General features: G+C 67.0%; 9 protein-coding genes. 4 read left to right on the forward strand and 5 right to left on the reverse strand.

Annotated elements, in window-relative coordinates; translation table 11 throughout:
• Positions 1-133 precede the first annotated feature (133 nt).
• A complete protein-coding gene (locus tag CA833_RS08075) occupies positions 134-1,699 on the reverse strand; it encodes a S10 family peptidase (protein ID WP_142636103.1) in 1,566 nt (521 codons plus the stop codon).
• A 190-nt stretch (positions 1,700-1,889) separates the two neighbouring features.
• Between CA833_RS08075 and gltX the strand changes: the two genes are divergently transcribed.
• Entirely contained in the window at positions 1,890-3,221 is a 1,332-nt protein-coding gene (gltX, locus tag CA833_RS08080) for a glutamate--tRNA ligase (protein ID WP_207079748.1), read from the forward strand.
• Positions 3,222-3,380: 159 nt separating this feature from the next.
• Here the strand turns inward: gltX and CA833_RS08085 are convergent, their stop codons facing one another.
• The 3 genes from CA833_RS08085 to CA833_RS08095 form a co-directional block, all read right to left on the reverse strand.
• Positions 3,381-4,163: a 3-hydroxybutyrate dehydrogenase gene (locus tag CA833_RS08085; RefSeq protein WP_207079749.1), complete on the reverse strand. Its 783-nt coding sequence runs from the start codon at positions 4,161-4,163 to the stop codon at positions 3,381-3,383.
• A 50-nt stretch (positions 4,164-4,213) separates the two neighbouring features.
• Positions 4,214-5,368 carry a patatin-like phospholipase family protein gene (locus tag CA833_RS08090; protein ID WP_207079750.1) on the reverse strand — a complete coding sequence of 385 codons (1,155 nt, stop codon included), beginning with the start codon at positions 5,366-5,368 and terminating at the stop codon, positions 4,214-4,216.
• Between the two features lie 96 nt (positions 5,369-5,464).
• Complete coding sequence (locus CA833_RS08095; RefSeq protein ID WP_207079751.1) at positions 5,465-8,242, reverse strand: [protein-PII] uridylyltransferase; 2,778 nt, start codon at positions 8,240-8,242, stop codon at positions 5,465-5,467.
• A gap of 185 nt (positions 8,243-8,427) precedes the next feature.
• Here CA833_RS08095 and lgt point away from each other — a divergent pair, with 185 nt between their 5' ends.
• Genes lgt through CA833_RS08110 form a run of 3 tightly spaced genes read left to right on the forward strand, consistent with a single transcriptional unit; the run spans position 8,428 to position 10,914 of the window.
• On the forward strand, positions 8,428-9,339 hold the full coding sequence (gene lgt / locus CA833_RS08100) for a prolipoprotein diacylglyceryl transferase (RefSeq protein WP_207079752.1): 912 nt from the start codon (positions 8,428-8,430) through the stop codon (positions 9,337-9,339).
• A complete protein-coding gene (locus CA833_RS08105) occupies positions 9,336-10,388 on the forward strand; it encodes a class I SAM-dependent methyltransferase (RefSeq protein ID WP_242526330.1) in 1,053 nt (350 codons plus the stop codon). Before lgt ends, CA833_RS08105 begins: the two co-directional genes overlap by 4 nt.
• Before the next feature lie 16 nt (positions 10,389-10,404).
• A complete protein-coding gene (locus CA833_RS08110) occupies positions 10,405-10,914 on the forward strand; it encodes a DUF2306 domain-containing protein (RefSeq protein WP_207080005.1) in 510 nt (169 codons plus the stop codon).
• A gap of 199 nt (positions 10,915-11,113) precedes the next feature.
• Here the strand turns inward: CA833_RS08110 and CA833_RS08115 are convergent, their stop codons facing one another.
• Complete coding sequence (locus CA833_RS08115; protein WP_207079753.1) at positions 11,114-12,880, reverse strand: bifunctional UDP-sugar hydrolase/5'-nucleotidase; 1,767 nt, start codon at positions 12,878-12,880, stop codon at positions 11,114-11,116.
• Positions 12,881-12,890: the final 10 nt, after the last annotated feature.

Genomic DNA, 12,890 nt, shown 5'->3' on the forward strand with positions numbered 1-12,890 from the left:
GATCCGTGCCGGCGGTGACAGCCGCAAAACGCGGTCCTCACGCATCCGGCCCTCATCCGGGCCGAAAACGGCAAAAGGGGCGGCCTTGCGGCCACCCCTTCGTTGTCTTGCGGTCTCTTGCGGCGGGCGCCGCTCAGCGCGCGCCCTGCGCGTAGTAGCGCTGCATGTCGAGGCGCATCTGGTGCAGCGCCTCGGGGTTCAGGTAGACCATGTGACCGGCCGGGTAGTAGCGGAACTCAAGGTTCTTCTGCAGTTCGCCCGGCAGCATCATGTGCTTGAGGTCGCGCTCGGTCGAGAAGAACGGCGTTGCCATGTCGTAGTAGCCGTTGAGCGAGAGCACGCGCAGATGCGGGTTGGTGCGCATCGCGCTCGACAGGTCGACCGTCACGTCGGCGACGTTCTGGTGGCTGCCATAGCCGCGGCCCGGGCCGTCATGCGACCAGTCCCAGTTGAAGGCACCGCCCTCGCGTGCGCTGAGGCGGTAGTCGAGGTCGGTCTTGTAGCCGAGCTTGCCGCCCAGCAGGTCGAGGAAGCTGCCGATGTAGAGGCCGCTGATTGCGGTGTCCGAGGCGTCGAATTCCGGCCCTTCGCCCGCCGCATCGGCATCGACGCCGAGGTAGCGACCGTCGAAGCGGCCCACCGTCTCGCGCTGGCCGCGCAGCAGTTCCTTGCGGAAGCGCTGGAGGTCGAGGCGCAGGTTCGCCTGCTTGATGTAGTCCACCGAAATGCCGGTGAAGCGGCTGAGCTGCTGCGCCGCCGAATCGAGTTCGGCAGGCGAAATGTCCTGCCCCTTGGCGAGCGCGCTGGCATAGGCGCCATTGGCGAATTCGCGGGCCTGTGCGACGAATTCCTCGACCGTGGCGGGGCGATCGGCGACGCGGTTGTGGTACCAGGCGACGGCGGCATAAGTCGGCAGGTAGCCGACGTAGATGTTGTCGTAGCCGGACTGGCGCACGCCGTAGTTCATGATCGAGGAGAGCAGGATCACGCCGTTCAGCGCCATGCCGCGATCCTCGAGCTGGTAGGCCAGCGCGCCCGAGCGGGTGGTGCCGTAGCTTTCGCCGAAGATGTACTTGGGGTCGCCCCAGCGGCCATTCTTCGAGACGTAGCGGAAGATCGCCTTGGCAAAGGCATCGACGTCCTGATCGACGCCGTAGAAATCGGCGGGCTTGGCATCGCCGAGCGGGCGCGAGTAACCGGCGCCGACCGCGTCGATGAACACCATGTCGGTGCTGCCGATCAGGCTGTCGGGGTTGGGGCCGACGTCGTAGGGCGCGGGCGCGACGGCGACCGGGTCGGCGGTGCGCACGCGCTCGGGGCCGAAGCTGCCCATGCGCAGCCACAGGCTCGCCGAGCCGGGGCCGCCATTGTAGAAGAAGGTCAGCGGGCGGTGCTTACCGGGCGCGGTATAGGCGGTGTAGAACAGGCTGGCGGTGGGCTTGCCCTGCGCATCACGGATGGTCAGCGTGCCGGCGGTGGCGGTGTAGGCGATCGCCTTGCCGTCGACCGTGACCGAGCCCTTGGAGGTCTTGGCCTGTTCCTCGACCGGGGCGCTGGCCCAACCATTGGCAACCGCTTCGGCGGCCTTGGCGGCGTGCTGCTTTTCGGCGTCGGGGGCCTCGCTCTTCTGGGCGAAGGCGGGCTGGACGAGCGCCAGCGAGAGAAGGGAGGCGAAAGCCAGCTTTGCGGGGAGCCGCATGGACAATCCTTTGATTTTCTGGGAGCCGATGGCCTGAACCGCCAGCGACCGGGAGGGTGCGAACCGGGAAGCATTGGTAATGCATCGCCGCTGGCCTGCAAGGCATATGTTATACATTTCTGACGGCCATGGGCCTTGCCGGGGGCCGGGAAATTGACCTTGCCCGCGCCGCGCCGTAATCGCGCTGGCCATGACCGTTACGCGCTTCGCTCCCTCGCCCACCGGGCACCTTCACGTCGGCAATATCCGCACGGCGCTGCACAACTGGCTGCTGGCCCAACAGGTAGGGGGCAAGTTCCTGCTGCGCATCGACGATACCGACGCGGCGCGCTCGAAAGAGGAATATGTGGACGGCATCCGCGCCGACCTGACCTGGCTCGGCATCGCGTGGGTGGGCGAGGAGCGCCAGTCGGCCCGTTTCGCCCTCTACGAGCGGGAGTTCGAGCGGCTGAAGGCGGCGGGCCGCGTCTACCCCTGCTGGGAGACGCCGCAGGAACTGGAACTGAAGCGCAAGGTCCTGCTCGGGCGCGGGCTGCCGCCGATCTACGATCGCGGCGCGCTGACGCTGAGCGAGGACGAAAAGGCCGCGAAGATCGCCGCCGGCGACCTGCCGCACTGGCGTTTCCTGCTCGACCACGCGGAGCCGATCGTCTGGGAGGACGGCATCCGCGGCACGCAGAAGTTCGATCCCGCGCAGATCAGCGATCCGGTGATCCGCCGCGCCGATGGTTCGTGGCTCTACATGCTGCCCTCGGCCATCGACGATGTGGACATGGGCGTGACCCAGATCCTGCGCGGTGAGGACCATGTGTCCAACACCGCCGCGCAGGTGCAGATGTTCACCGCGCTCGGCGCGCCGGTGCCCGCCTTCGCGCACGAAGCGCTGCTGGTCGGCAGCGAGGGCAAGCTCTCCAAGCGCCTTGGTTCGCTGGGCGTTGCCCATTTCCGCGAGCAGGGCATCGAGCCGCAAGCGGTCGTCGCGCTGCTCGGGCGCCTCGGCACCAGCGATCCGGTCGATCCGTCGCTTGATGCACAGGCGCTGGCATCGGCCTTCGATCTTGCCCGCTTCGGCCGCGCGCCCGCCCGTTTCGACGAGGCGGAACTGGAGCGCGTCAATGCCGCTGTCGTGCACGCCCTGCCATTCGAGGCCGTTGCGGCGCGTCTGCCTGAGGGCATGGACGCGGCGGGCTGGGAAGCGGTGCGCCCCAACCTTGCGCATGTGCACGAGGCGGCGGACTGGTGGAGCGTCGTGACCGGGCCGGTCGCGGTGCCCGACCTTGGCGAGGAAGACCGCGCCTATCTTGCGCAGGCGGCCGATGTGCTGGCCGGGCTCGAATGGGATCAGGCCATCTGGAAGGCGCTGACCGGCGCGCTCAAGGACATGACCGGCCGCAAGGGCAAGGCGCTGTTCCTGCCGCTGCGTCTGGCGCTGACAGCGATGGAGCATGGGCCGGATATGGGCGCCTTGTTGCCGCTGATCGGCCGGGATGCGGCTTTGGTGCGGTTGCGTTCGGTGGCTTGATCCAACCCGACATAAACCACCCCGTCATCCCCGCGAAGGCGGGGATCCCGCTTTTCTTGCGGCATACGAAAGGTCGCGGAAAGAAAGCGGGACCCCCGCCTTCGCGGGGGCGACGGAGTGGTTTTTTGAAAGCCGTGGATTCGAGCCTCGCGGGCCCGCCTACTCCATGAACCAACCATGCGAGGCGATCAGCGATTGCCCCGTCAGCGCATTGGTCTCGAAGCCTGCAAAGAACAGCGCCACTTCGGCGATGTCGTCGACGGTGGTGAACTCGCCGTCCACGGTCTGGCCGAGCATCATCCGGCTCACCACTTCCGCTTCGGAAATGCCCAGTTCCTTGGCCTGTTCGGGGATCTGCTTGTCCACCAGCGGGGTACGCACGAAGCCGGGGCAGATCACGTTGGTGCGCACGCCCTTCTTGCCGCCTTCCTTGGCGATCACGCGGCTGAGGCCGAGCAGCCCGTGCTTGGCGGTGACATAGGCGGATTTCAGCGGGCTGGCTTCCTTCGAGTGGACCGATCCCATGAAGATGATCGATCCAGACTTCTGCGCATACATGTGCGGCAGCACCGCCTTGGAGGTGAGGAAGGCGCCGTCGAGGTGGATCGCCAGCATCTTTTTCCAGTCGGAAAAGGCGAACTGCTCCACCGGGTTGACGATCTGGATGCCGGCGTTGGAGACGAGCACGTCCACCGTGCCCCAGGCCTCGACCACCTTGGCGACGCCGGCGGTGACCTGCTCCTCGCTGGTCACGTCCATGGCGACGGCCAAGGCCTCGGTGCCGTACCTGGCCTTGATGTCGTCGGCGGCCTTCTGCGCGGCGTCCAGATTGAGGTCGGCGATCGCCACTTTGCCGCCTGCCGATGCGTACTTGTGGGCGATCGCGTTGCCGATGCCGCTGGCGGCGCCGGTGACGATGCAGGACTTGTCCTTCAGCTTCATGTGACCTCTTCTCCTTGTGTGCCCTCGGGCCGCACCCTCGGCATTCTTGTTCAGTGTCCGTTGACAGGGCGGTCGGCCGCGAGGTCGAACGTCATGATCTCGTCGGGCTTCAGGTGGCGCCCGGTCCAGTCCGGCTTGCCCAGCGACCAGAGCGCGTCGGCCTTGCCTGCCTCCCAGTGCTCGGTAACCGTCATTCGTGAAAATTCGTAGTCTTTCGACATGGTTTCATAACCGCGCGGGCGGTTGATCAGGTGCATGACCGCGACCGCGCCAGCGGGGCGGCAGCCGAGCAGGTGGGCAAGGTCGGGATCGTCGCGCAACTCATCCGGCAGCTTGCGGTAGAGGCGCTGGGCGGCGGCGCGCATCTTCTGGAGCTGCTTGGACAAGTCCGTGTTCATGCGCGTGCGGCTGGAAAAGCGGATGTCCTTCTCGCGCTGGGCGATGTCGGCCATCGTCTTGGGCATGACCCCGCGCGAGGGGAACAGGTCGACCTGATACACCGTCATCTCGCAGGGGCTGCGGTTGTCGAGCACGTATTGCAGCGGGGTGTTGGAGACGAGGCCGCCGTCCCAGTACCATTCGCCGTCGATCTCCACCGGCGGGAAACCGGGGGGAAGGGCGCCGCTGGCCATCACGTGTTCGGGGCCGATTTTGCGCTCGCTCTGGTTGTCGAAGTAGATGAAGTTGCCGGTCATCATGTGGACGGCGCCGACCGCAAAGCGGGTTTCGCCGTGGTTGATGCGGCCGAAATCGACCAGATCGAGCAGGGTCTGGCGCAGCGGCGTGGTGTCGTAGAAGCTGAGGCGGCCGATATCGCTGGGCCATTCGGGCAGGGGCGTCGGAATGCGCGGGGTAAAGAAACCGGGAATGCCGAAAGTGGAGGCCCAGGCGGAGGACGTCTCGTTGAAGGCGCGGCGGGCAAAGCCGTTGCCGACGTCCAGCTTGTAGAGCAGTTCCCGGCTGACGCCCTGCCAGAAATCGCGCAGCCGCCCGACGCGGTCTTCCGGCGCATTACCCGCGATGATCGCGGCATTGATGGCGCCGATGGAGATGCCCGCTACCCAGTCCGGTGTGTGACCGGCTTCGCTCAGGGCTTCGTAGACACCGGCCTGGTAGGCCCCCAGCGCCCCGCCTCCCTGCAAGACGAGGACCGACTGGTGATCACCCAGATCGTCAAAGGAAGCGGTGGTCTTGCTGGCATTCATGGGCAGGGTCCTGCGCATGGGGATGTTGCGATGCAATAAGTGGGCAACAAGTGGGCCTGCGCGCGGTTCCTTTCAAGCATGAATTTTATAGCGAAGTCAGGCGGCGACCTCGGTCAGGTTACCTTCGCTCGCCGCTTCCAGCAGGCGCCGTTCCAGCGCCTTGATGCGGCTCGTCGAGGTCAGCTTCTCGCCCAAGAGGTCGGTGACGTAGAACGTGTCCGCCGCGCGCTCGCCGTAGGTGTCGATATGCGCGGAATGGACCATCAGCTTGCTCTCGAACAGGGCGTGGGCCAGCCGGTTGAGCAGCGCCGGGCGGTCGCGGGCGTTGACTTCCACCACCGTGAGCCGGTTCGAGGCCTTGTTGTCCACCAGCACGCGCGGGCGCACGTCGAAGGCATCGGCGCGCGGCCGGGCGTCGGGCTTGGCGACCAGCTGGGGCAGGATCTTGATGCGGTTGGCCAGGGCATTCTCGATCGAGGCGCTGAGGCGGGCGAGCTGGGTATCCTCGCTGAACGGGCGGCCGAGCGGGTCCTGGATCAGGAAGTTGTCGACCGCGCGGCCGGTGCGCGTCGTGTGGATGCGGGCGTCGATGATGTTGCCGCCGGCCAGATGGATGCCCCCGGCGATGCGGTAGAACAGGCCGGGGTGGTCGGAGGCGATCACCGTCACCAGCGTCGCCCCGCGCGCCGGATAGTATTCACTGAGGATCGACAGCGGCTCGTTGCGCGAGGCGCTGAACTGGGCGAGGTTGCGGGCGATCACATCGTCCGGCTCGGCGATCCAGTAGGCATCGGCGAACTGCGGGCCGAGCTCCTCGATCAGTGCCTGGTTGGCGGGGTCGCGGGCGATGACCATTGCCTTCTTCGCCGCGACGCGCTTCTCGCGCCCGAATTCCACGTGGCCGAGGCGCAGGCGTTCCTCGGCGGCGCCGTACAGCTCGGTGATGAGCTGGCGCTTCCACGAGTTCCAGGTGCCCGGACCGACCGCGCGGATGTCGACGATGGTGAGGACCGTCAGCTGGCGCAACCGGTCCACCGACTGCACCACGGCGACGAAGTCGCTGATCGTCTTGGCGTCCGACAAGTCGCGCTTGAACGCGGTGGCGGAGATCAGCAGGTGGCGCAGCACCAGCCAGGAGACGAGTTCCGTCTCCTCCTCGTCCAGCCCGAAGCGCGGGCACAGCTTGAGCGCGATCTCGGCGCCGAGTTCGGAATGGTCGCCGCCGCGGCCCTTGGCGATGTCGTGCAGCAGCACCGCGGCATAGAGCGCGCGGCGCGAGCGGACCTTGTGGATGATCTCGTGGCTGAGCGGATGGTCCTGCTTGAGCTCGCCCTTCTCGATGCGCGAGAGCAGGCCGATGGCGCGGATCGTGTGTTCGTCCACCGTGTAGTGGTGGTACATGTCGAACTGCATCTGCGCGTTGACGCGGCCGAATTCGGTGACGAAGCGGCCGAACACGCCCGCCTCGTTGAAGGAACGCAGCGCCGTTTCGGGATTGTTGCGGCTGGTGAGCAGCTCCATGAACAGCGCATTGGCGCGCGGGTCGCGGCGGACTTCATCCTTGATCAGGGCGGCATCGCGCGAGACGAGGCGCATGGTCTCGGGGTGGATTTCCAGCCCCTCGCGGTCGGCCAGCACGAAGATCTCGATCAGGCGCACCGGATCGGCCTCGAACCAGGTGTCGGCCGGGGCCATGATGCGGCCGCCGAATACCTTGTATCCCTTGACCATGCGCGGCCGGGCCCGGAAACCCGCCAGCAGCCCGCGCGGCTGCTTCTTCGCGATCTGCTCGTCGAGCTGGGCCAGGAACACGCCGGTCAGGGTGCCGACCACCTTCGCCTGCAGGAAAAACATCTGCATGAAGCGCTCGACCGCGCTCTTGCCGGGGCGATCAGCGTAGTTCATCCGCATCGCCACTTCGCGCTGGAGGTCGAAGGTCAGCCGGTCCTCGGCGCGGCGGGTGATGGTGTGGAGGTGGCAGCGCACCGCCCAGAAGAAGTTCTCGGCGCGGCGGAACGCGCGGTATTCCTTGTGGGTGAGCAGGCCGACATCGACGAGTTCGCTGGGATCGCGCACCTTGTGGATGTACTTGCCGATCCAGTAGAGCGTGTGCAGGTCGCGCAGGCCGCCCTTGCCTTCCTTGACGTTGGGCTCGACGACATAGCGGCTGTCGCCCATGCGCTTGTGGCGTTCCTCGCGCTCGGCCAGTTTCTCGACCACGAACTGCCGCTCGGTCCCGGCAACGACATCGCGCCAGAAGCGCGCGCGCACTTCCTCGTAGAGATGCTGGTCGCCCCAGACATAGCGGCCTTCGAGCATGGCGGTGCGGATCGTCAGGTCCGAGCGGCTCATGCGCACCATGTCGTCCACCGAGCGGCTGGAGTGGCCGATCTTGAGCCCGAGATCCCACAGGAAATAGAGCATCGCCTCGATGATCTGCTCGCACCAGGCGGTCTGCTTGATCGGGGTGACAAAGGCGAGATCGACGTCCGAATGCGGCGCCATCTCGCCGCGCCCGTAACCGCCCACGGCGATGATCGTCAGGCGCTCGCCGGTGGAACGGTTCATCGCCGGATAGACATGGGTGGAGACGTGATCGTGGATGATGCGCAGCAGCTGGTCGACCAGATAGGCCTGCGCCTCGGCCACTTCGTGCCCGGCCGAAGGCTTGGCGACGAGGCGGCGGGCGATCTCGGCCCGGCCATCCTCCAGTGCGGTGCGCAGCAGTTCGACGATCTGCCTGCGGCCCTTGGCCGCACCTTCGCTGGCACGGCCTTTCGCCGCGCTGTCGCTGGCGACAACGGCTTCGATGGCCTCGACCAGCGCGCGGCGGTCGATCACGGAACGGGGCGAAGGGATGCGGATCACGCTCATGTCAGGCGGTATCTAGTCGTTCCAAAGGGGCAGGGAAAGGCAGCGCAGCGCGGCGCAAGCGTCGATTTTGCCGGCAAGTTCCTAAAACGAGCCTACCAACCGCCCCAAGGCTATGCCAGAAGGCGCGGCAATGCACCCGTTCGCGCCGCCTGGCCGAACGCGCCACAAGATACGAGGTCGAGCACTTGTCGCTGATTTCCCTTCTCGCCGATGCCGCGCAGGCCGTGCCCGGCACTCCGGCGCACCAGCCGATCTACTGGGTCAATCTGGGACTGCGGAAGGGGATCGATCTCGGTTTCTTCACCTTGCGCTACTACTCGCTGGCCTATCTGGCGGGGATCATGCTGGGCTACTGGCACCTGACGCGGATGATCAAGGGGCCCGGCGCGCCGCTCGCCCAGCGCCACGCCGACGACCTGTTCTTCTACTGCACGATCGGCATCATCCTCGGCGGACGCCTTGGCTACGCCACGTTCTACACCGGCGGCGATACCGGCATTCCCAGCCTCTGGGCCGATCCCAAGGCGCTGATGTCGCTGTGGAACGGCGGCATGAGTTTCCACGGCGGGCTGATCGGCGTGCTGCTGGCGATGGCCTGGGTCTCGTGGCGCGGCAAGCTCAACCTCATCCGCGTGGCGGACTACATCTCGGTCTGCGTGCCCTTCGGCATGATGTTCGGGCGCCTTGCCAACTTCGTCAACGGCGAGCTCTGGGGCCGGGTCGTCACCAATCCGGACCTGCCCTGGGCGATGGTCTTCCCCGACGGCGGACCGCTGCCGCGCCACCCCAGCCAGCTCTACGAGGCCGGGCTCGAAGGCCTGGCGATGATGATCATCATGCTGACGCTGTACTGGAAGACGCGCGCGCGCTTCCGTCCGGGCCTCATGGTCGGCGTCTTCACCACCGGCATCGCGGCGGCGCGCTTCACGGTCGAGTTCTTCCGCGAGCCCGATGCCCAGCTGCGCGAATTTGCCGAGCATACCGGCCTGTCGATGGGCCAGTGGCTGACGATCCCGCTGATCGTGCTGGGCCTGATGCTGATCGCCCGCGCGCTGATGCGCCCGGCGCTCGCCAGCGGCCGACCGGTCGCGGCGTGACGCGGCATCGCGGCGAGCCGCTGGGCGAGATCTTCCGGCGGCTGATCCAGACCTACGGACCGATCTCGCTGCTGCACTACATGGGCGAATCCAACGCGCGCTACTATGCGGGCAAGGATCCGCTCGGCAGTGCGGGTGACTTCATCACCGCGCCCGAGATCAGCCAGATGTTCGGCGAACTGATCGGCCTCTGGCTGGCCGACATGTGGAGCCGGGCGGGCAGTCCCAAGGTCCACTACGTCGAGCTTGGCCCCGGCCGCGGCACCCTGGCGCGCGATGCGCTGCGCACGATGGCCCGGTTCGGGCTGACGCCCGAGGTCCATTTCGTCGAGGGCTCCACCGCCCTGCGCGCGCTCCAGCGCGAGGCAGTGCCCCAGGCGCAGTTCCACGACGATCTCGGCACCCTGCCGGCCGACGCGCCGCTGCTGCTGGTCGGCAACGAGTTCCTCGACGCACTGCCGGTGCGCCAGCTGGTCAAAGCGGAAAACGGCTGGCGCGAGCGCATGGTCGACTGGGCCGAGGATCGCTTCCGTCCGGTTGCCGGTGACAAGCCGATGGATGCGGCGGTGCCGGAGGAATGGCAGGACGCCGCCGAAGGCACGATCCTCGAGACCTGTCCGGGCGCGGCGGCGGCGGTGCAGGAAATCGGTCACCGGCTTGCCGCGCAGGGCGGTACCGCGCTGCTGATCGACTATGGCTTTAGCCAAAAGCAGACCGGATCGACGCTGCAGGCCCTGCGCGCGCACGAGAAGGTCGATCCTTTCCTGTGCCCCGGCGAGGCGGATCTCACCTGCCTGGTCGATTTCGCCACGGCCGCCGAAGTGGCGGAGGCGAGTGGTGCGCGCTGGCTCGGTACGATCAGCCAGGGCGCTTTCCTGAACGCGCTAGGCATCGCGATGCGGGCCGAGAAACTTGCCGCTTCGGCGCCGCAGCACGGCGATGCTATCAGGACCGCATTGGAGCGGTTGGTCGGCGATGAGCAGATGGGCAGTCTGTTCAAGGTGATGGGCCTCGCCGGGCCCGGTTGGCCACAGGGCGCCGGGTTCTGAAATAGCAGGGGGCATGATGCACGACACGGTCAAGGGCGTAACCGCACAGCAACTCAAAGGGCCCGACCGGCTCGAGCGCATGCTGGGCCTTCTCTCGCTGGTGATGCTGGCGGTGATCCTCGTCGCGGTCATGCGCGGCAGGGCGGAATGGGTGCAGATCCCCGGTATCGTCTGGCTTCATCTGGCAACGATGCTGACCGCGCTGGCGCTGACGCCGATGCTGCTCTGGCGGCGACGCGGCGACGGGCGGCACCGCGTGCTCGGCTACGTGTGGAGCGGGGCGATGATGGCGACCGCGATCGACAGCCTGTTCATTCGCGGCAAGAACGGCGAGTTCAGCGTGATCCACCTGCTCTCCGCCTTCGTGATCGTGATGGTGCCGGTGCTGGTGCTTTCGGCCCGCAGCCACCGTGTCGCCCGCCATCGCCGGACGGTGCGGGGCCTTGTCATCGGCGCGCTGCTGGTCGCGGGGATCTTTACGTTTCCCTTCGGGCGGCTGCTGGGGCGGTGGTTGTTTGGGGCTTAAGAAGGAATAAGGGGAAGTCCTGGGGGATGATCCCCCAGACCCTCAAAACGTCTTCGTTGCGCCCAGCCTATCCGTTCCGCGCTCCTTGCGGCGCAGCCAATAAGTCTCCCGACGCCACCATGGGCGCGCGGCGGAGTTGGTCCGCGTGACCTAGACGGTATTGGGGGTGCAGGGGGTGTTGATCCCCTGCTTTTCCCTTTTACTTCGCCTGAGACGTCCGATCCTCCGCAGGCACCTTGCGCCTCGGCACGGCCGAGAGCCAGTCCTCGAAGGCTTCGATATCGATCGGACCGTTCACCCGCTCGGTGCCGTCCTTGAAGCCCGCGAAGCCGTCGCCGCCTTCGGCCAGGAAGTTCACCACCGAGACGCGGTAGCTTTTCGCCGGATCGAGCGGCTTGCCGTCGAGCGAAATCGCGGTCACGCGCGACCCCGAAGGCCGGTGCATGTCGAAGGCGATCTTCATCCCCTCGCTGGGCGCGAGGACCTGCTTGTCGCCGGTATCGTCCAGCCCCTGTTCGACGGTCGCGCGGATCTGCGCGCCGGTCAGCGTCATCGTCACCACCTGGTTGTTGAACGGGGTGACGGCGTAGATCTGGCCGAAGGTCACGGTGCCGTCGGCAGCGGGCACCAGCGAGGTGCGGATGCCGAAGGGGTTCACGAAGGCGATCTGCGCGCCGTACTGGCGAGTGGCGGCCAGCTGCGAATCCGCGATCAGCGCGCCCAGCGAACCACCGGCGCCGACGCCGCCTTCGCTTTCCTTCTCCATCGGGCCCGAGACATGGCCGACCGGGCGTTCGACCAGTTGCAGCGAGGCGTCCTTGTAGCGCTTCACATAGGCCGAGACATCGGCGCGCGGCTGGAACTGCGGGAAGGCCGTGGTGGTCGCCACCGGCCCCTTGCCAGAGGTATAGCCTTCCGACTGGACGATCACATTGTGCGCCTTGCGGTTCACCAGCTTGTGCGTGACCGGGTCGAAATCGAGGGTGATGTCGGTGACGAGCTTGCCATAGACGCCCGCGCTGGTCAGCAGGATCGGGCCGGCGGCGGCATTGGCGGTATAGTTGCAGACATAGGCCCAGTGGGTGTGGCCCGAGACGACCACGTCGACGCCGGGGTTCAGGTGGTCGAGGATCGGCTGGATGTCGCCTGCGGCCTCGTTGCAGCCGTTGGGATCGCCCGCGCCCTTGGTGCGCAGGCCCTGGTGGATCAGCACGACCACGGCATCGGCCCCGGCGGCCTTCAGCGCGGGCACGGCGCGGTTGATGGTCTCGGCCTCGTCCTCGAACCTGAGGCCCGCCACGCGGTCCGGCGCGACGAGGGTGGGGATCGACTTCAGCGAGAGGCCGACGAAGCCGATGGTGATCTTGCGATCGCCGCTGCCGAAGGTCTTGAGCCCGGTGCCGGGGAACAGCGTCGAACCGTCCGGCATCACCGTGGCGGCGGCGAGGTACTTGTAGCGGGCGCCTTCGAACTGTTCGAGCTGGCATGGCTGGAAGCGGGTGTTCCTGGCGCAGCCGCCGTCCTGGAGGCGCTTCAGTTCCTGCCAGCCGCGGTCGAACTCGTGATTGCCCACCGCGTTGAATTCGAGGCCGATGCGGTTCATCACGCCCACCGAAGGCTCGTCGAGATAGAGCGAGGAGGCGAGCTGCGAGGCGCTGGTGAGGTCACCTGCGGCCACCACCACGTTTTCGGGATGCTCGGCTTTCAGCGCATCCACCGCCGAGGCCAGCCACGCCGCGCCGCCTGCGGGAACCGAGATTTCGTTGCCCTTGCCGTCGGGCGCGTCCACCGTCTGCTTCGGCGGTTCAAGGGCGCCGTGGAAGTCGTTGATGGCGATCACGCCGATCTCGATCGGGGCCTGCGCGGCGGGCGCTGCCGCCTGATGGTGGGCCTGCGGGGCGGCGCAGGCGGAAACGAGAAGGGCGGCGACGAGCGGCGCGGCGCGTGCGGTGCGGAATCGGGTCATGGCACGGCTC

Origin of the sequence: Novosphingobium sp. KA1, assembly GCF_017309955.1 — a bacterium.
GTDB lineage: Bacteria > Pseudomonadota > Alphaproteobacteria > Sphingomonadales > Sphingomonadaceae > Novosphingobium.